Source organism: Klebsiella sp. RC2 (assembly GCF_014192815.1).
Taxonomy (GTDB): domain Bacteria; phylum Pseudomonadota; class Gammaproteobacteria; order Enterobacterales; family Enterobacteriaceae; genus Klebsiella; species Klebsiella variicola.
The window spans coordinates 150,990-169,579 of record NZ_JACHYL010000005.1 but is presented as its reverse complement, the minus strand read 5'-3'; the positions used below and the strand labels follow the sequence as shown (position 1 = coordinate 169,579).

Genomic DNA, 18,590 nt, shown 5'->3' with positions numbered 1-18,590 from the left:
CTCAGGCCGCGCCGACCAGCCAGTAGCGCACGCCGATAAATAGCGCCAGCGCCAGGCTTGACGCCACCCACATTAATCGAATGGTTCGGGAAATATCGTCCACCGCGATGTCGCGGACGGCGTCGCCTATCCAGGGCTTTTCAACGCGCTGGCCGAAGTAATCGTTCGGGCCGCCAAGGCGGATCCCCAGCGCGCCGGCGACGGTCGCTTCCGGCCAGGCGCAGTTAGGACTGCTGTGCTGATAACGATCGCGCCAGCCCGTACGCAGCGCCCGGGCGCCATCTTCCCGGCATAGCACTGCGGCAAGGCTGAGCAGCAGCCAGCTCAGCCGGGCGGGAAGGAAGTTGGCTACATCATCAAGACGGGCGCTGACCATGCCGATCGCCCGGTATTTTTCGTGTTTATAGCCGACCATGGAATCGAGGGTGTTGACCGCTTTATAGGCCATGGCCAGCGGCGCGCCGCCCAGCAGCAGGAAAAAGAGCGGCGCGATAATGCCATCCACCGTGTTTTCCGCCACGGTCTCCACCACCGCACGGTTGATCTGCGCTGGCTGGAGCTGAGAGGTGTCGCGCCCGACAATCCAGGAGAGCTTATGCCGGCTTTCGGCGAGATCCCCGGCCTGCAGCGGCCGGGCCACCGCCATCGCCGACTGTGCCAGACAGCGTCCCGCCAGCACGGTGAAGATCATCCACACCTCCACCAGCCATCCCAGCCAGGGATGGAGCCCGTGCGCCAGCGCCAGTGCGCCCCAGGCCACGCCCCATGTCAGGCCGGTCACCACCAGCCACATTACCCCGCCGCCGATGCGCAGCGCCCGGTCGCTATGGCAGACGCGCCGCACCACACGCTGGCTGACGGTGATCAGGCGACCTATCCAGCGCACCGGATGCGGCCAGTGCGGCGGATCGCCAATGAGCACATCAAGTATCCAGGCCACACACCAGGCGAGAAGAGTCATTGCGCCCTCCTTGCCGCTCGCAGCCAGTGGTTGAGCATGGTGGGGCGCTGGGCAAAGTGGACATGGAGATAGCTGGCAAAGGCGCTGCCGGACTGCCATCCTCCCGGCCACTGCTGGAGCGTCTTACCGTCTCGCTGTTTACGGCAGGCCAGTACGGCAGGGGTGGCGGGCGAAAAATCGGAGTAATGAAATTCATGGCCGCGCAGCCACTCGCCAGGAGCGGCCAGCAGCGTCTGCTGCTGCGCCTGCGCTTCGCAGTAGCCGAACCGGGTCAGACGCGTCCCCATTCGGCTGTGTCCAGGAATAATATCCGCCATGGCGTAGCGCTCGCCGCCGGTGACTTCCAGGGTCGTGCCCAGATACATCAGGCCGCCGCACTCGGCGTAGATCGCCACCCCGCGCCGGTGCGCCGCGCGAAGCTGCGCCAGCATCTCATGGTTGGCGGACAGCCCGGCCGCATGCAGCTCCGGGTAGCCGCCGCCGAGCCAGATCATCTGGCAGGCCGGCAGCTGGCGATCGCGCAGCGGGCTAAAGCGCACCATCTTCACGCCGCAGCGCGCCAGCAGCGCCAGGTTATCGGGGTAATAAAAATTGAAGGCCTCATCGTCGGCGAGGGCCAGCGTCAGTCCTTCGCCGGCGTCGGCGGCAAGCTGTTCCCCCCACTCGCCGGCCGGCATGGCGGCCAGTTCGCTGAGGGCCAGTAGCCGGTCTATGTCGAGGGTGCGCCCCAGCAGGCTGGCAAAATCCCGCCATGCCTGCTGATTGACCACCGACTCGCGGGCGGTCACCAGCCCCAGATGCCGTTCGGGCAGCGCCACGCCTTCCACGCGCGGCACATAGCCGAGCACTGGCACCTGACAGTAGCGCTCAATGGCGCTTTTCAGCAGCTGGAAGTGCGCGTCGCTGTTAACCCGATTGACGATAACGCCAGCGATGTTGAGGGCCGGATCAAAGTGTTGAAAGCCCATCACCGTGGCGGCGACGGAAGTCGACACCGCTTTGCCATCCACCAGCAAAATCACCGGGCAGCCAAGCTGTTTGGCCATCGCCGCGCTGCTGCAGTAGTTGGGGTCGATGCCGTAGCCGTCATACAGGCCCATCACCCCTTCGATAACCGCGATGTCGGCCTGCTGCAGTTGTTCGGCAAACAGCGCGTTGAGTATCGGGGCGGGAAGCATAAAGCTGTCGAGATTGCGGGAGGCGATGCCGCTGATGGCGGTGTGCCAGGCGGTGTCCAGGTAGTCTGGCCCCACTTTACAGGGTTGCACCCGCAAACCGCGCTGTTGGAGCAAGCTGAGCAGGCCAAGCGTAACGGTGGTTTTGCCACAACCGCTGCCGGTACCCGCAAGAATAAACGCACGCCTGGTTGCCATACCCTGTCCTGTTCAGGTGGTCGGGGTATAGCTGCGCGCATGCCTGGTCCTGCGACCACGCACCGCTAAGCCACCCACTTCCCACCGAAGTTGTTGGTCAGTTACCGGCAGGCAGGTCTTCTGGCTTAGCCTCGTTCTCGCCCGCCCTTCCCAATCTTACGATCAGTGGTTTTTGCGGGGTCGTCAGCATCACAGCAGCGGGGGCTGCGGGGGATTTACACCCCCTTCCCTGACACCAAACTGGTGTCGAACCTGTCGGTTGTATTCGCCGATGCGCCATGCATCCGCGGTTAATGTTTCACGCTTACTTTTACCGCCTCATCGCCTGCAAAATGACGTCCGCGAGGTGAAGCGGTGTTGTGATATTCATCAGTCTCGTATTAACGGACACTCTATCCCATCACAAAAATAAAAACTGGTGTAGTTTATCCCTCGAATATCACTATTTTGTTGCGCTATGACAATTTATTGCTCTACTGTCGTTTTTTTCATTTTATAATGATGAAGATACTCCGGGATATCAAAAATCGGCAATAGCAAAATATTGTCATTTAAAAAGACTCAGTTTGTGATCCGGCATTAATTTGCTGACGAAATGCCTGCGGCGTTACCTGATAGGTCTGGCGAAACACTTTGCAAAAATAGCTGGTTTGCGAAAAACCTAAATTCCGCGCGATGCTGGCAATGCTCCAGTCGCTGTGGCATAGCAGCTCTTTTGCGCTCGCCATCCGCTGCTGATTGACCCAGGCGTTAAAGCCGATCCCCTGATACTTTTTAAACAGTTTGCTGAAGTAGTACGGGCTGAGATAGACGTGCGCCGCCACGTCCTCCAGACGCAGCTCATCGGAGAGATGCGCGTCGATATAGCGCAGCGCCTTCTTCATTTTGCCATCGTGCGGCGAGGCCGCCCGGCAGGCCTGCGCCGGGTCGTTCTGCGGCGGGTTATCTTTGATAACCACAAAGTTGAGCTGTTTTTTCAGGCAATTCTCGACGATCAGCTTCAGCAGATCCGCCGAAGCGATAACCCGCGAATAGTCCATCTCAGGCACATCGCGAAACGCCTGGACCAGCGCCGGATCGTCCTGCCAGCGGTCATCCACGTTCAGAATATCAACCAGTTCAATATCATTGCTCAGACGCACCTGGCCGCACAGCACGAAGCCAACGAGGTGGCCGGCGATCACCAGCGGGATGGAAAAATCGGTTAACCCCGCGTGACAGCGGTAGATACACAGCTGGTCATTTTTCGAGGCTTCCAGCCCGCCGCAGCGGTCGCTCATGCGACAGCGTCCGCTGTGCTCCGGGTGCTGACGCATGAGTTGGCAAAACGGCGTGAAATTAAACAGTTCAGAAATCTCATCACCGTGAATATTGACGACCACAACCGCCAGACTGGTGGCTTGCGCAAAATCCTGTGCGATTTTATTGATGAGTTCTGAGTTCAGGGTACTCGCAGAAATCATGATAAAACCCCTCAGTTAATTTTTTGTTATAAATAAAACATATTATTCATATTTCCCTTTTTTAGCATCAGATCCCGTCGACGATAAAAAAGTGCATTGACAATAACAAAAGTCTCCCACCCCGGGGAGACTTTTTGAGCGGTTCGTGATATCGGTTCATGAAATAGTTTTGCTATTTCAGTAATACATTTTTCACTGGATGCTAACGCGTATTTTTCTCCTCAACGCAGGTATGACAGGGAAGATTATTAGCGATGAGAAAACGATAAATTGCGGCGCCGAGGCAGGCGCCCAGCAATGGCGCGATGATGGGCACGATAAAATAGGGAATATCCCTTCCGCCAGTCATCGCGATGTCGCCCCACCCGGCGAGCCAGGCAAATAGTTTCGGGCCAAAATCGCGCGCCGGGTTCATCGCAAAACCGGTAAGCGGCCCGGTCGAGGCGCCGATCACCGCTACCAGAATGCCAATCAACAGTGGCGCCAGCGGGCCCTTGGGTACGCCATTGCCATCATCGGTGAGCGCCATGATCATCCCCATCAACATCGAGGTGATCACCACCTCCACCAGCGCCGCATGCCAGATGCTGAGCTCAGGCGCCGGGTAGGTACTGAAGATACTGGCCAGCTGCAGGCTTTCCAGGCTGCCACGCACCATATGATGTACCGTTTCAAATTGCGTAAACAGGGTGCTGTAAAGTATCCAGGCCAACACGGCGCCGCCAAACGCGCCGGCGACCTGGGCCACGATATAGGGCAACACTTTTCTGCCCGGGAAGCAGGCAAACAGCCACAGGGCGACGGTGACGGCGGGGTTCAGATGCCCCCCCGAAATGCCGGCCGTCAGGTACACCGCCAGAGAAATACCCAGTCCCCAGATAATACAGATCTCCCACAGCCCCAGGCTGGCGCCAGCCAGCTTCAGAGCACTCAGGCAGCAGATACCAAAAAACAGAAATAGCCCGGTGCCTAAAAACTCGGCGATACATTGCGCACGTAAAGAACCATTCATTGTGACACCTCTTGACGTAGTTCGTGTCCAGGCCAGCCAACCATCCGCTGGCTCGTTGGGTACGGCGAGGCCCACTATAGAAACCGGCGGCAGCAAAGTGTTGGCATCCTGCGGAAAACGGGCGGCGTAAAGTCGCTGAAGAAGAGCAATTTATTGCTATTTGCTCGCGAATCCATGCAGCAATGGCGGGCGTTCAGGGGATATTTTTATTTCCAACTCAATAATAAAAAATTGCAAAAGCGCAGTGCTTATTTTCCAACAAATATCACACCACGCAAAATATCGCATAGCAAAAACAATTTAAAAAATCACGCCCAAAAATGTAAATACGGAACAGCATCCGCAAGATAATCACATTAATAAGTAAAATAAAAACCAATAAAAACAACAATATAAAATAAATCATGACTATTTATTATTATATAAAAACCACTATTTTTTCGTTCTACACCATCAACTCAGCCATTCTTTTTCGCCGCCCCGCCATATAGTTCCCTCACTGGAACATACCCTGCGAGGTCTTTATGCAACAAGAAGCATTAGGAATGGTAGAAACCAAAGGCTTAACCGCAGCCATAGAGGCCGCTGACGCAATGGTTAAGTCGGCCAATGTTTTATTAGTTGGCTATGAAAGGATCGGTTCAGGCCTGGTGACCGTCATCGTGCGTGGCGACGTGGGAGCCGTAAAAGCCGCCACCGACGCCGGTGCCGCCGCAGCCCGCCACGTGGGCGAGGTGAAAGCCGTACACGTCATTCCCCGCCCCCATACCGATGTTGAAAAAATCTTACCGAAGGGGAATAGCCAATGAGCAGCAATGAGCTGGTTGAACAGATCATGGCGCAAGTCATAGCGCGTGTGGCGACGCCAGAGCAGCAGGCGCTTCCCGATACCCCCCATCCCACAGGAGAAACGGCTATGGCAGAGAAAAGCTGCAGCTTAACGGAATTTGTCGGGACCGCCATTGGCGACACCCTCGGGCTGGTCATCGCCAACGTGGATGCCGCATTGCTGGAAGCCATGAAGCTTGAAAAACGCTATCGCTCTATCGGCATCCTCGGCGCTCGCACCGGCGCCGGGCCGCACATTATGGCCGCCGATGAAGCGGTCAAAGCCACCAACACCGAAGTGGTCAGCATTGAGCTTCCTCGCGACACCAAAGGCGGCGCAGGCCATGGCTCACTGATTGTGCTGGGCGGGAACGATGTTTCCGACGTCAAACGCGGGATTGAGGTCGCGCTGAAAGAGCTGGACCGTACTTTCGGCGATGTCTACGGCAACGAGGCGGGTCATATCGAGCTGCAGTATACCGCGCGCGCCAGCTACGCCCTGGAAAAAGCCTTCGGCGCTCCGCTGGGCCGCGCCTGCGGGATTATCGTCGGCGCGCCGGCGTCCGTTGGCGTGCTGATGGCCGATACCGCGCTGAAATCAGCCAACGTCGACGTGGTGGCTTACAGCTCACCGGCCCACGGCACCAGCTTCAGCAACGAAGCCATCCTGGTGATTTCCGGCGACTCCGGCGCGGTGCGCCAGGCGGTGATCTCCGCCCGGGAGATCGGCAAAACCGTACTGGGGACGCTGGGCGCCGAACCGAAAAACGATCGCCCCTCCTACATTTAATACCCGCGAGGCTGATTCATGAGATCGAAAAGATTTGAAGCACTGGCGAAACGCCCTGTGAATCAGGATGGTTTCGTTAAGGAGTGGATCGAAGAGGGCTTTATCGCGATGGAAAGCCCTAACGATCCCAAACCCTCTATCCGCATCGTCAACGGCGCGGTGACCGAACTCGACGGCAAACCGGTTGACCAGTTCGACCTGATTGACCACTTTATCGCGCGCTACGGTATTAATCTGGCACGTGCCGAAGAAGTGATGGCCATGGATTCGGTCAAGCTCGCCAATATGCTCTGCGACCCGAACGTTAAACGCAGCGACATCGTGCCGCTCACTACCGCGATGACCCCGGCGAAAATCGTCGAAGTGGTGTCGCATATGAACGTGGTCGAGATGATGATGGCGATGCAAAAAATGCGCGCCCGCCGCACGCCATCCCAGCAGGCGCATGTCACCAATATCAAAGATAACCCGGTACAGATTGCCGCCGACGCCGCTGAAGGCGCATGGCGCGGCTTTGACGAGCAGGAGACCACCGTCGCCGTGGCGCGCTACGCGCCGTTCAACGCCATCGCCCTGCTGGTCGGTTCACAGGTGGGCCGCCCCGGCGTCCTCACCCAGTGTTCCCTGGAAGAAGCCACCGAGCTGAAACTGGGCATGCTGGGCCATACCTGCTATGCCGAAACCATTTCGGTCTACGGTACGGAACCGGTGTTTACCGATGGCGATGACACCCCATGGTCGAAAGGCTTCCTCGCCTCCTCCTACGCCTCGCGCGGCCTGAAAATGCGCTTTACCTCCGGCTCCGGCTCTGAAGTGCAGATGGGTTATGCCGAAGGCAAATCGATGCTGTATCTCGAAGCGCGCTGCATCTACATCACCAAAGCCGCCGGGGTGCAAGGCCTGCAGAATGGCTCCGTCAGCTGTATCGGCGTGCCGTCCGCCGTACCGTCGGGTATCCGCGCCGTACTGGCGGAAAACCTGATTTGCTCAGCGCTGGATCTGGAGTGCGCCTCAAGTAACGATCAAACCTTTACCCACTCGGATATGCGGCGTACCGCGCGCCTGCTGATGCAGTTCCTGCCAGGCACCGACTTTATCTCCTCCGGTTACTCGGCGGTGCCGAACTACGACAACATGTTCGCCGGTTCCAACGAAGATGCCGAAGACTTCGACGACTACAACGTGATCCAGCGCGATCTGAAGGTCGATGGCGGCCTGCGGCCGGTGCGTGAAGAGGACGTGATCGCCATTCGTAATAAAGCCGCCCGCGCGCTGCAAGCGGTATTTGCCGGCATGGGTTTGCCGCCAATTACGGATGAAGAGGTGGAGGCCGCCACTTACGCCCACGGTTCAAAAGATATGCCTGAGCGCAACATCGTTGAGGACATCAAGTTTGCCCAGGAGATCATCAACAAGAACCGCAACGGCCTGGAGGTGGTGAAAGCCCTGGCGAAAGGCGGCTTCCCCGATGTCGCCCAGGACATGCTCAATATTCAGAAAGCCAAGCTCACCGGCGACTACCTGCACACCTCCGCCATCATCGTCGGCGAAGGCCAGGTGCTCTCGGCCGTGAATGACGTGAACGATTATGCCGGTCCGGCAACAGGCTACCGCCTGCAAGGCGAGCGCTGGGAAGAGATTAAAAATATCCCGGGCGCGCTCGATCCCAATGAACTTGGCTAAGGGGTGAAAAATGGAAATTAACGAAACGCTGCTGCGCCAGATTATCGAAGAGGTGCTGTCGGAGATGAAATCAGGCGCAGATAAGCCGGTCTCCTTTAGCGCGCCTGCCGCTTCCGTCGCGTCGGCCGCTGTTGCGCCTGTGTCCAGCGACAGCTTCCTGACGGAAATCGGCGAAGCCAAACCCGGCACGCAGCAGGATGAAGTCATCATTGCCGTCGGGCCCGCCTTTGGCCTGGCGCAAACCGCCAATATCGTCGGCATTCCGCATAAAAATATCCTGCGCGAAGTGATCGCCGGCATTGAGGAAGAAGGCATCAAAGCCCGGGTGATCCGCTGCTTTAAATCTTCTGACGTCGCCTTCGTGGCGGTGGAAGGCAACCGCCTGAGCGGCTCCGGCATCTCGATCGGTATTCAGTCGAAAGGCACCACCGTCATCCACCAGCGGGGCCTGCCGCCGCTTTCCAATCTGGAACTCTTCCCGCAGGCGCCGCTGCTGACCCTGGAAACCTACCGCCAGATTGGCAAAAACGCCGCGCGCTACGCCAAACGCGAGTCGCCACAGCCAGTGCCGACACTCAACGATCAGATGGCTCGTCCCAAATACCAGGCGAAGTCGGCCATTTTGCACATTAAAGAGACCAAATACGTAGTGACCGGCAAAAACCCGCAGGAACTGCGCATGGCGCTTTAACAAAGGATATCCCGATGAATACCGACGCAATTGAATCCATGGTACGCGACGTGCTGAGCCGGATGAACAGCCTACAGGACGGGGCAACGCCCGCGCCAGCCGCACCGACAAACGACACCGCTCGCCAGCCTAAAGTCAGCGACTACCCGTTAGCCACCCGCCATCCGGAGTGGGTCAAAACCGCTACCAATAAAACGCTCGATGACCTGACGCTGGAGAACGTATTAAGCGATCGCGTTACGGCGCAGGACATGCGCATTACCCCGGAAACGCTGCGGATGCAGGCGGCGATCGCCCAGGATGCCGGACGCGATCGGCTGGCGATGAACTTTGAGCGGGCCGCCGAGCTCACCGCGGTTCCCGACGACCGGATCCTTGAGATCTACAACGCCCTGCGCCCATACCGTTCCACCCAGGCGGAGCTACTGGCGATCGCTGATGACCTCGAGCATCGCTACCAGGCCCGGATCTGTGCCGCCTTTGTTCGGGAAGCGGCCGGGCTGTACGTCGAGCGTAAGAAACTGAAAGGCGACGATTAACAGGGGGCAAGCATGCGCTATATCGCTGGCATTGATATTGGCAACTCATCGACAGAGGTCGCCCTGGCGACGGTCGATGACGCAGGTGTGCTGAACATCCGCCACAGCGCGCTGGCTGAAACCACCGGTATTAAAGGCACATTACGTAATGTGTTCGGTATTCAGGAGGCGCTAACACAGGCGGCAAAAGCGGCAGGCATTCAGGTCAGCGATATCTCGCTTATTCGCATTAACGAAGCCACGCCGGTCATTGGCGATGTGGCGATGGAGACCATCACGGAAACCATCATCACCGAGTCCACCATGATCGGCCACAACCCGAAGACACCCGGCGGCGTCGGACTGGGGGTCGGCATCACCATCACACCGGAGGCGCTGCTGTCCTGCGCTGCGGACGCCCCCTATATTCTGGTGGTCTCCTCAGCCTTTGACTTTGCCGATGTCGCTGCGATGGTCAATGCGGCGACGGCAGCGGGCTATCAGATTTCCGGCATTATTTTGCAGCAGGATGACGGCGTGCTGGTCAATAACCGGCTACAGCAACCGCTGCCGGTGATCGATGAAGTTCAGCATATCGACCGTATTCCACTTGGCATGCTGGCGGCGGTCGAGGTCGCTTTACCCGGCAAGATCATCGAAACGCTCTCCAACCCCTACGGTATTGCCACCGTTTTCGATCTCAACGCCGAAGAGACCAAAAATATCGTGCCAATGGCGCGGGCGCTGATTGGCAATCGTTCGGCCGTAGTGGTGAAAACCCCCTCCGGCGACGTCAAGGCACGGACTATTCCGGCGGGGAATCTGCTGCTCATCGCTCAGGGGCGCAGCGTACAGGTTGATGTGGCCGCCGGGGCGGAAGCCATCATGAAGGCGGTTGACGGCTTCGGCAAACTGGACAACGTCGCGGGAGAAGCGGGCACCAATATCGGCGGCATGCTTGAGCATGTGCGCCAGACCATGGCGGAGCTCACCAATAAGCCAGCTCAGGAGATTCGTATTCAGGATCTGCTGGCCGTTGATACGGCGGTGCCGGTCAGTGTGACCGGCGGCCTGGCGGGAGAGTTCTCGCTGGAGCAGGCGGTGGGTATCGCCTCGATGGTCAAGTCGGATCGCCTGCAGATGGCCCTCATTGCGCGTGAAATTGAACACAAGCTGCAGATCGCCGTTCAGGTGGGTGGCGCCGAGGCGGAAGCGGCCATTCTCGGGGCGCTCACCACTCCCGGCACCACGCGCCCGCTGGCGATCCTCGATCTGGGCGCCGGGTCGACCGACGCCTCGATTATCAATGCGCAAGGGGAGATCAGCGCCACTCACCTGGCTGGCGCCGGCGATATGGTCACGATGATCATCGCCCGCGAGCTGGGGCTTGAGGACCGCTACCTGGCGGAAGAGATCAAAAAATACCCGCTGGCGAAAGTCGAAAGCCTGTTTCATCTGCGTCATGAAGACGGCAGCGTCCAGTTTTTTCCGTCGGCCTTACCACCGGCGGTATTTGCCCGCGTCTGCGTGGTGAAACCGGATGAACTGGTTCCCCTGCCCGGCGATCTGCCGCTGGAGAAAGTGCGCGCCATTCGCCGTAGCGCCAAATCACGCGTCTTTGTCACCAACGCCCTGCGGGCGTTACGCCAGGTGAGCCCTACCGGCAACATTCGCGACATCCCGTTCGTAGTGCTGGTGGGCGGCTCGTCCCTCGATTTCGAGATCCCCCAGATGGTCACCGACGCGCTGGCGCACTACCGGCTGGTTGCCGGGCGCGGCAACATCCGCGGCAGTGAAGGCCCGCGCAATGCGGTCGCCAGCGGATTACTCCTTGCCTGGCAAAAAGGAGGTACGCATGGAGAGTAGCCTCGTCACCCCCGCCATCGTCATTGCGGTCACTGACGAATGCAGCGAACAGTGGCGCGATGTCCTGCTGGGCATTGAAGAGGAAGGCATTCCTTTCGTTCTGCAACCGCGGACCGGCGGCGATCTTGTCCATCACGCCTGGCAGGCGGCGCAGCGTTCGCCGCTGCTGGTGGGCATCGCCTGCGACCGGGAACAGCTCATCGTGCACTACAAAAATTTACCCGCATCAACTCCGCTGTTTTCGCTGAGGTATCACCAGGACAGGCTGGCCCGGCGAAACACTGGCAACAATGCGGCTCGTCTCGTCAAAGGGATCCCATTTCGGGATCGCAATGCTTAATCCACAGGAGAACACAATATGAATAACGCACTAGGACTGGTTGAAACGAAAGGCCTGGTTGGCGCCATTGAAGCCGCTGATGCAATGGTGAAATCCGCCAACGTGCAGTTGATTGGTTACGAAAAAATTGGCTCCGGGCTGATTACCGTGATGGTCCGCGGAGACGTCGGCGCGGTCAAAGCCGCCGTTGACGCCGGGAGCGCGGCGGCCAGCGTGGTCGGCGAGGTCAAGTCCAGCCATGTGATCCCACGCCCGCACAGCGATGTTGAGGCCATTCTGCCGAAATCCGTCTGACCTTGAAACAAGGAGCACTGCGTGAAGCAATCACTGGGATTACTTGAGGTCAGCGGCCTGGCCCTGGCCATCACCTGCGCCGACGCCATGGCGAAAGCGGCCGCCATCACGCTGCTCGCCCTGGAAAAGACCAACGGCTCCGGCTGGATGGTGGTGAAGATCGCCGGTGATGTGGCCTCTGTCCAGGCGGCGGTGATGACCGGGGCCGAACTCGCCGACCGGCAGCAGGGGCTGGTGGCGCAGAAGGTTATCGCCAGGCCCGGCGCAGGCCTGCTGCCAGCCCGCGTCGAAGCGCCTTCACCAGCACCTGACGCTGCTCTGGAAGAGGAGAACGCCACCGTAATGGATGAGCGCAGAGATCCCGCAGACACCCTCCCCCGCCCTGCGGAGCAGGTGACCTGCAACCTGTGCCTGGACCCGCACTGTCCACGGCAAAAAGGCGAACCTCGCTCGCAGTGCCTGCACGCCGGTAAACGAGGTGACGCGTAATGGATAAACAACAGCTGGCTTCAACAGTCAACAAAGTGCTGGATGAGATGCGCCAGCGTCCCATCCCAATCGGTATCTCCAGTCGCCATATCCATTTAGCGGCGGAGGACTATGCCAGGCTCTTTCCCGCTCAGCCCATCCAGCCGAAAAAAGCGCTGCTGCAGCCCGGGCAGTATGCCGCAGAGCAGACGGTGACTCTGGTTGGCCCCAAAGGACGATTAAATAACGTGCGCCTGCTCGGCCCTTTGCGCCAGACCAGCCAGGTGGAAATCTCACGCACCGACGCCCGGACCCTCGGTATCGCCGCGCCGCTGCGCATGTCAGGCAATCTGCAGGACACGCCAGGGATCCGCCTGATAAGCCCCTTTGCCGAACTGGAGCTGAGCAGCGGGACGATCGTCGCCCAACGACATATTCATATGTCCCCGCTCGATGCCCTGATCCTGCGCGTCGCCCATGGCGATAGCGTCGCGGTGGCGATCGAAGGCAGCGACAGGCGGCTTATCTTCGACAATGTAGCGGTCCGCGTAGCCCCGGATATGCGTCTTGAGATGCACATCGATACTGACGAAGCCAATGCGGCAGGCGCTGACGCTGCGCAGGCCTGGGCTACGCTGGTGACGAAGCCATGAACCACGCGATGCTGCAGCGTATCGTCGAAGAGGTCGCCGCCCGTCTGCGCCGTCGCGCCCGGAGTACGGCCACGCTCAGCGTGGCCCAGCTCGGCGAAGCGGATATCCACAGCCTGCTGTGCCAGCACGCTTCGCTGCGCATCGTGCAGGTGGATTTACCGCTGCTGGAGCAGCTTACCGGCCAGCGCGCGCTGACGGCCGCCGGTTGCGCGTTGCATGAGGCGATGGCCTGGGGCGTTCGGGTACAGCTAACGCTGCTTCCCGCCCTGCTCCCCGCGCTGGCGGTAAAAAAACTCGCCCGTTTGCCGCTGACGTTCAGCGACCCGCCTGGCCAGCCCGTCAGACTTCACGCCGCGTCGGTGCTCACCTATGCCGATGTAGCCCGTCTCAGGGGAGGTTATCTGGTGCTGCGCCGCCGCCCCATTATCACCGCCCTCGCCCGCGAAGCGGCCGTCGCGCGGCATGTTCAATTGATTACGCAGGAGTGAACTATGCATCTGGCACGCGTGACCGGCGCCGTCGTCTCGACGCAAAAATCGCCCTCTCTGAACGGCAAAAAACTGCTGCTGGTGCGCCGGGTAAGCACAGACGACGAACATCCATTTCAGCCCGCGAGCGGCGATGAAGTGGCGGTAGATTCGGTTGGCGCTGGCGTCGGCGAACTGGTGCTGCTCTGCAGCGGCTCGAGCGCACGCCACGTCTTTAGCGGCCCGAATGAGGCCATCGATCTTGCCGTTGTGGGCATTGTTGACTCACTTTCACGCTAAGGGGGCGCCTGTGGCTATTTATACCCGAACCGGCGATGCCGGCAGTACATCACTCTTTACCGGCCAGCGGGTCAGCAAGACGCATCCGCGCGTCGAAGCCTACGGCACCCTGGATGAACTGAACGCGGTGCTGAGCCTGTGCGTCTGCGCCGCCGCTGAAGAGGAACATCGCGTCCTGCTCGAAGCCCTGCAGCAGCATATTTTCTGGTTCAGCGCGGAGCTCGCCAGCGACAGCGAACAGCCATCACCGGGTAAGCGCTATATCAGCAGCGAAGAGATTGCCCTGCTGGAGCAGACCATCGATCGCGAGATGGCCCGCGTGCCGGCGCTGCACCAGTTTGTGTTGCCCGGACGGTGCGAAGCCGCCAGTCGCCTGCACCTGGCCCGCACCGTTGCCCGTCGGGCGGAGCGTCGGCTGGTCGAGCTGGCGGCAGAGGTCACTATCCGTCAGATACTGCTGCGTTATCTGAACCGCTTATCTGACTGTCTGTATGCCCTGGCGCGCAGCGAGGATCATGCCGATCACCAGCGCCGGCTCGTGGCGGAGATCGCGGCCCGCTACCTGGCCGCCAGCGGGTCGCCTGCGTCCGACGCGCCCAAAGCCCAGGCCGGGGCACTCTCCTTTCACGAGCTGCATCAGCTTACCCGTCAGGCTATCGAACACGCCCGCCAGCTGCAGGTGCCGGTGGTGGTCAGCATCGTTGACGCACACGGTACCGAAACCGTGACCTGGCGAATGCCCGATGCGCTGCTGGTCAGCAGCGAGCTGGCGCCAAAAAAAGCCTGGACCGCCGTCGCCATGAAAACCGCCACCCACGAGCTCGCGACGACCGTACAGCCAGGCGCTGCGCTGTACGGTCTGGAGAGCCATCTGCAGGGCAAAGTCGTCACCTTTGGCGGCGGATATCCGCTGTGGCGCGATGGTCAGCTAATAGCCGGTCTCGGGATTAGCGGCGGCAGCGTCGAGCAGGATATGGCTATTGCACAGGCTGCCATGGCGGCCATTAACGTGAGAACACATCAATGAATACAGCAGAACTGGAACCCCTTATCCGCACCATTCTCAGCGAAAAGCTCGCGCCCGCCCCCGTTTCTCAGGAACAGCAGGGCATTTACCGCGACATCGGCAGCGCCATCGACGCCGCCCATCAGGCTTTTCTCCGCTATCAGCAGTGTCCGCTAAAAACCCGCAGCGCCATTATCAGCGCCCTGCGGGAGACGCTGGCCCCCGAGCTGGCGACGCTGGCGGAGGAGAGCGCCACGGAGACCGGCATGGGCAACAAAGAAGATAAATATCTGAAAAATAAAGCTGCCCTTGAGAACACACCGGGCATTGAGGATCTCACCACCAGCGCCCTCACCGGCGATGGCGGGATGGTGCTGTTTGAGTACTCGCCGTTCGGGGTTATTGGCGCCGTGGCGCCCAGCACCAACCCAACGGAAACCATTATCAACAACAGTATCAGCATGCTGGCGGCGGGTAACAGCGTCTATTTCAGCCCCCATCCCGGCGCGAAAAAGGTCTCGTTAACGCTTATCGCCAGGATCGAAGAGATCGCCTACCGCTGCAGCGGGATCCGTAACCTGGTGGTGACCGTTGCCGAGCCGACCTTTGAAGCCACCCAGCAAATGATGGCCCACCCGCTGATTGCCGTTCTGGCTATCACCGGCGGCCCTGGCATTGTGGCGATGGGCATGAAAAGCGGTAAAAAAGTGATCGGCGCTGGCGCCGGCAATCCGCCGTGCATCGTTGATGAAACGGCCGATCTCGTCAAAGCCGCCGAAGATATCATCAGCGGCGCCGCCTTCGATTACAACCTGCCCTGTATCGCCGAAAAAAGCCTGATCGTCGTCGCCTCCGTCGCTGACCGCCTGATCCAGCAGATGCAGGATTTTGACGCGCTGCTGTTGAGCCCGCAGGAGACCGATACCCTGCGCGCCGTCTGCCTGCCCGACGGCGCGGCGAATAAAAAACTGGTTGGTAAGAGCCCGGCTGAGCTGCTGGCGGCCGCCGGTCTCGCCGTCCCTTCCCGCCCCCCTCGCCTGCTGATAGCCGAGGTGCAGGCGAACGACCCCTGGGTGACCTGCGAGCAACTGATGCCGGTGCTGCCGATCGTCCGGGTCGCCGATTTTGATAGCGCCCTGGCGCTGGCCCTGCGCGTTGAGGAGGGTCTGCACCACACCGCCATTATGCACTCGCAGAATGTCTCGCGGCTCAATCTGGCGGCACGCACGCTGCAGACCTCCATTTTTGTCAAAAATGGTCCGTCTTACGCGGGTATCGGCGTCGGCGGCGAAGGGTTTACCACCTTCACCATCGCCACGCCAACCGGAGAAGGCACCACCTCCGCGCGGACGTTCGCCCGCCTGCGGCGCTGCGTGTTGACCAACGGTTTTTCCATTCGCTAACCGGGGGCGCCATGCACACCTTTTCTCTGCAAACGCGCCTCTACAGCGGCCCGGGCAGCCTGGCCGCGCTGCAGCGCTTTAGCCATCAGCACATCTGGATCGTCTGCGACGGCTTCCTGGCGCGCTCGCCGCTGTTCGAGCGGCTGCGCGCCGCGCTGCCCGCCAGCAACCGCGTCAGCGTGTTCAGCGATATTACACCGGATCCGACCATTCACACCGTGGCGAAAGGGATAGCGCAGATGCAGACCCTGCGTCCGCAGGTGGTGATCGGCTTCGGCGGCGGCTCGGCGATGGACGCCGCCAAGGCGATCGTCTGGTTCAGTCAGCAGGGCGGGCTGCCTGTCGACACCTGCATAGCGATCCCCACCACCAGCGGTACCGGGTCGGAAGTGACCAGCGCCTGCGTCATCAGCGACCCGGAAAAAGGGATCAAGTATCCGCTGTTCCATGAGGCGCTCTGTCCCGACATGGCGATCCTTGACCCAACGCTGGTGGTCAGCGTACCGCCCACCATCACAGCCCATACCGGGCTGGACGTCCTGACCCACGCCCTTGAGGCATGGGTATCGCCGCAGGCCACCGATTTTACCGATGCACTGGCGGAAAAAGCCGCCAGGCTGGTATTTCGCGCCCTGCCCGTTGCGGTTCGCCAGGGCGACTGCGTTGCGACCCGCAGCAAAATGCACAATGCTTCAACCCTTGCCGGCATGGCCTTTAGCCAGGCTGGCCTTGGGCTCAATCATGCTATCGCCCATCAGCTTGGCGGCCAGTTTCACCTCCCCCATGGCCTGGCCAACGCGCTGCTGCTGACCGCGGTGATCCGCTTTAACGCCGGCGAGCCGCGAGCGGCGAAGCGCTATGCGCGCCTGGCCAGGGCCTGCCGGTTCTGCCCGCCGGAAGCTGGCGAACAGGAGGCTCTCCAGGCGCTGATTGCCGCGGTGGAAACACTGAAACAGCAGTGCGCCATTCCCACCCTCAAGGGCGCCTTGCAGGAAAAATATCCCCTTTTCTTATCGCGAATTCCCGCCATGGTGCCGGCCGCGCTGGCCGACGCCACCCTGCGCACCAACCCGCGCCCGGCCGATGGCGCGGCCATCGCGCAACTGCTGGAGAGCCTGCAATGAGTGAAGCGATAGTGCCACTACCAGACATGGACGCGGCGGAGATCCGCGAGCGCGTCCGGGCTGCCGGCGTGGTGGGCGCCGGTGGCGCAGGCTTTCCGACCCACATCAAACTGCAGGCCCGGGTGGATACCGTGCTGGTGAACGCCGCCGAATGCGAACCGATGCTGAAGGTTGATCAACAGCTGATGGCGCAGCAGGCTGACCGGCTGATTCGCGGCCTGGGTTACGCGATGACCGCCACCGGCGCCCGGGAAGGGATCATTGCCCTGAAGGCGAAATATGCTGCGGCGATTGCGGCCTTAACCCCGCGACTCCCGGAATGGGCCCGGCTGCATATTCTGCCCGATGTCTATCCGGCCGGGGATGAGGTGCTTACTATCTGGCTGGCGACGGGGCGCCGCGTGCCGCCTGCCGCGCTGCCGGTCAGCGTCGGCGTAGTGGTCAATAACGTGCAGACGGTACTCAATATCGCCAGAGCCGTGGAGCAGGGCTATCCGGTGACTCGCCGGACGTTGACCGTCAATGGCGCTGTCGCCCGCCCGCTGACGCTGACCGTACCGCTGGGCATGTCGCTGCGCGAGGTGCTGGATCTGGCCGGCGGCGCGACGGTTGCCGAACCGGGGTTTATCAACGGCGGTCCGATGATGGGCTCGCTTATGACCTCCCTGGAGACACCGGTCACCAAAACCACCGGCGGCCTGCTGGTGCTCCCGGGCAACCATCCGTTGATCCAGCGACGGCGGCAGGATGAACGCACCCTGCTCGCCATCGCCCGCACCGTCTGTGAGCAGTGCCGTTTATGCACAGATTTATGCCCCCGGCACCTGATCGGCCATGAGCTTTCCCCTAATCTGCTGGTGCGGGCGGTGAACTATCGCCAGGCGGCCACCCCGTCGCTGCTGCTCAGCGCCCTGACCTGCTCGGAGTGCAACGTTTGCGAGAGCGTCGCCTGCCCGGTGGGGATTTCCCCTATGCGCATCAACCGTCTGCTGAAACGTGAGCTGAGGGCGAAAAATCTGCGCTACGAAGGACCGCTGCGTCCGGCGGACGAGATGGCGAAGCACCGCCTGGTGCCGGTCAAACGGCTCATCAGCAAACTGGGGCTTGATCCCTGGTATCAGGAGGCGCCGCTGACGGCGGTGGAGCCGGAGGTGGGCTGCGTCACCCTGCCGCTGCGCCAGCATATCGGCATCAGCGCCGTCCCCTGCGTCGCGCCGGGAGAGCGAGTAACGCGCGGCCAGCTGCTGGCAGACATCCCTGCCGACGCCCTCGGTGCGCCGGTACACGCCAGTATTGACGGCCAGGTCTCCGCCATCACGGAGCAGGCCATTACGCTTGTAAGAGGTTAAT

The 18,590-nt window shown here is 60.5% G+C and carries 20 protein-coding genes and 1 riboswitch; of the genes, 16 read left to right on the top strand and 4 right to left on the bottom strand.

Going from position 1 to position 18,590, the window contains the following annotated elements:
- Nucleotide 1: 1 nt before the first annotated feature.
- From cbiB to pduF, 4 genes are all read right to left on the bottom strand, one after another.
- Entirely contained in the window at nt 2–961 is a 960-nt protein-coding gene (gene cbiB, locus FHW76_RS16845; RefSeq protein ID WP_008806296.1) for an adenosylcobinamide-phosphate synthase CbiB, read from the bottom strand.
- On the bottom strand, nt 958–2,334 hold the full coding sequence (locus FHW76_RS16840) for a cobyrinate a,c-diamide synthase (RefSeq protein WP_032755427.1): 1,377 nt from the start codon (nt 2,332–2,334) through the stop codon (nt 958–960). Before FHW76_RS16840 ends, cbiB begins: the two co-directional genes overlap by 4 nt.
- Before the next feature lie 92 nt (nt 2,335–2,426).
- Nucleotides 2,427–2,605: riboswitch (cobalamin riboswitch) on the bottom strand.
- Nucleotides 2,606–2,885: 280 nt separating this feature from the next.
- Nucleotides 2,886–3,797 carry a transcriptional regulator PocR gene (gene pocR / locus FHW76_RS16835; RefSeq protein WP_012967304.1) on the bottom strand — a complete coding sequence of 304 codons (912 nt, stop codon included), beginning with the start codon at nt 3,795–3,797 and terminating at the stop codon, nt 2,886–2,888.
- A 202-nt stretch (nt 3,798–3,999) separates the two neighbouring features.
- Entirely contained in the window at nt 4,000–4,809 is an 810-nt protein-coding gene (gene pduF / locus FHW76_RS16830) for a propanediol diffusion facilitator PduF (protein WP_012967303.1), read from the bottom strand.
- Between the two features lie 524 nt (nt 4,810–5,333).
- On the opposite strand from pduF, the gene pduA reads away from it, so the two are divergent.
- Genes pduA through FHW76_RS16750 form a run of 16 tightly spaced genes read left to right on the top strand, consistent with a single transcriptional unit; the run spans nt 5,334 to nt 18,589 of the window.
- Nucleotides 5,334–5,618, top strand: a complete 285-nt coding sequence (gene pduA / locus FHW76_RS16825; protein WP_002915737.1) for a propanediol utilization microcompartment protein PduA — start codon at nt 5,334–5,336, stop codon at nt 5,616–5,618.
- A complete protein-coding gene (pduB, locus tag FHW76_RS16820) occupies nt 5,615–6,427 on the top strand; it encodes a propanediol utilization microcompartment protein PduB (RefSeq protein ID WP_012540676.1) in 813 nt (270 codons plus the stop codon). Before pduA ends, pduB begins: the two co-directional genes overlap by 4 nt.
- 18 nt (nt 6,428–6,445) lie before the next feature.
- Complete coding sequence (pduC, locus tag FHW76_RS16815) at nt 6,446–8,110, top strand: propanediol dehydratase large subunit PduC (RefSeq protein ID WP_032731191.1); 1,665 nt, start codon at nt 6,446–6,448, stop codon at nt 8,108–8,110.
- 10 nt (nt 8,111–8,120) lie between these two features.
- On the top strand, nt 8,121–8,801 hold the full coding sequence (pduD, locus tag FHW76_RS16810) for a propanediol dehydratase medium subunit PduD (protein ID WP_016161755.1): 681 nt from the start codon (nt 8,121–8,123) through the stop codon (nt 8,799–8,801).
- Nucleotides 8,802–8,815: 14 nt separating this feature from the next.
- Nucleotides 8,816–9,340 (top strand): propanediol dehydratase small subunit PduE, encoded by a 525-nt coding sequence (pduE, locus tag FHW76_RS16805; protein ID WP_008806303.1) that lies wholly within the window; start codon nt 8,816–8,818, stop codon nt 9,338–9,340.
- 12 nt (nt 9,341–9,352) lie between these two features.
- Nucleotides 9,353–11,185 (top strand): diol dehydratase reactivase subunit alpha, encoded by a 1,833-nt coding sequence (locus FHW76_RS16800; RefSeq protein WP_183476852.1) that lies wholly within the window; start codon nt 9,353–9,355, stop codon nt 11,183–11,185.
- Nucleotides 11,175–11,525: a glycerol dehydratase reactivase beta/small subunit family protein gene (locus tag FHW76_RS16795; RefSeq protein ID WP_012540672.1), complete on the top strand. Its 351-nt coding sequence runs from the start codon at nt 11,175–11,177 to the stop codon at nt 11,523–11,525. Before FHW76_RS16800 ends, FHW76_RS16795 begins: the two co-directional genes overlap by 11 nt.
- 18 nt (nt 11,526–11,543) lie before the next feature.
- Nucleotides 11,544–11,819: a propanediol utilization microcompartment protein PduJ gene (pduJ, locus tag FHW76_RS16790; RefSeq protein WP_002915806.1), complete on the top strand. Its 276-nt coding sequence runs from the start codon at nt 11,544–11,546 to the stop codon at nt 11,817–11,819.
- A gap of 21 nt (nt 11,820–11,840) precedes the next feature.
- Nucleotides 11,841–12,308 carry a BMC domain-containing protein gene (locus FHW76_RS16785; protein ID WP_012967299.1) on the top strand — a complete coding sequence of 156 codons (468 nt, stop codon included), beginning with the start codon at nt 11,841–11,843 and terminating at the stop codon, nt 12,306–12,308.
- Nucleotides 12,308–12,940, top strand: a complete 633-nt coding sequence (locus FHW76_RS16780) for a phosphate propanoyltransferase (RefSeq protein ID WP_012540670.1) — start codon at nt 12,308–12,310, stop codon at nt 12,938–12,940. Before FHW76_RS16785 ends, FHW76_RS16780 begins: the two co-directional genes overlap by 1 nt.
- Entirely contained in the window at nt 12,937–13,428 is a 492-nt protein-coding gene (pduM, locus tag FHW76_RS16775; protein WP_032733755.1) for a microcompartment protein PduM, read from the top strand. The genes FHW76_RS16780 and pduM overlap by 4 nt, the downstream gene beginning before the upstream one ends.
- A gap of 3 nt (nt 13,429–13,431) precedes the next feature.
- Nucleotides 13,432–13,707 (top strand): EutN/CcmL family microcompartment protein, encoded by a 276-nt coding sequence (locus FHW76_RS16770; protein ID WP_012540668.1) that lies wholly within the window; start codon nt 13,432–13,434, stop codon nt 13,705–13,707.
- Between the two features lie 10 nt (nt 13,708–13,717).
- The gene (pduO, locus tag FHW76_RS16765) at nt 13,718–14,734 is read left to right on the top strand and encodes a two-domain cob(I)yrinic acid a,c-diamide adenosyltransferase PduO (RefSeq protein WP_012540667.1); all 1,017 of its coding nucleotides are present in this window, start codon (nt 13,718–13,720) and stop codon (nt 14,732–14,734) included.
- Nucleotides 14,731–16,116: a CoA-acylating propionaldehyde dehydrogenase PduP gene (gene pduP, locus FHW76_RS16760; protein WP_183476850.1), complete on the top strand. Its 1,386-nt coding sequence runs from the start codon at nt 14,731–14,733 to the stop codon at nt 16,114–16,116. The genes pduO and pduP overlap by 4 nt, the downstream gene beginning before the upstream one ends.
- 11 nt (nt 16,117–16,127) lie before the next feature.
- Nucleotides 16,128–17,240, top strand: a complete 1,113-nt coding sequence (gene pduQ, locus FHW76_RS16755; RefSeq protein WP_183476848.1) for a 1-propanol dehydrogenase PduQ — start codon at nt 16,128–16,130, stop codon at nt 17,238–17,240.
- The gene (locus FHW76_RS16750) at nt 17,237–18,589 is read left to right on the top strand and encodes a 4Fe-4S dicluster domain-containing protein (protein WP_050887231.1); all 1,353 of its coding nucleotides are present in this window, start codon (nt 17,237–17,239) and stop codon (nt 18,587–18,589) included. The genes pduQ and FHW76_RS16750 overlap by 4 nt, the downstream gene beginning before the upstream one ends.
- The last annotated feature ends 1 nt before the right edge of the window (nt 18,590 follow it).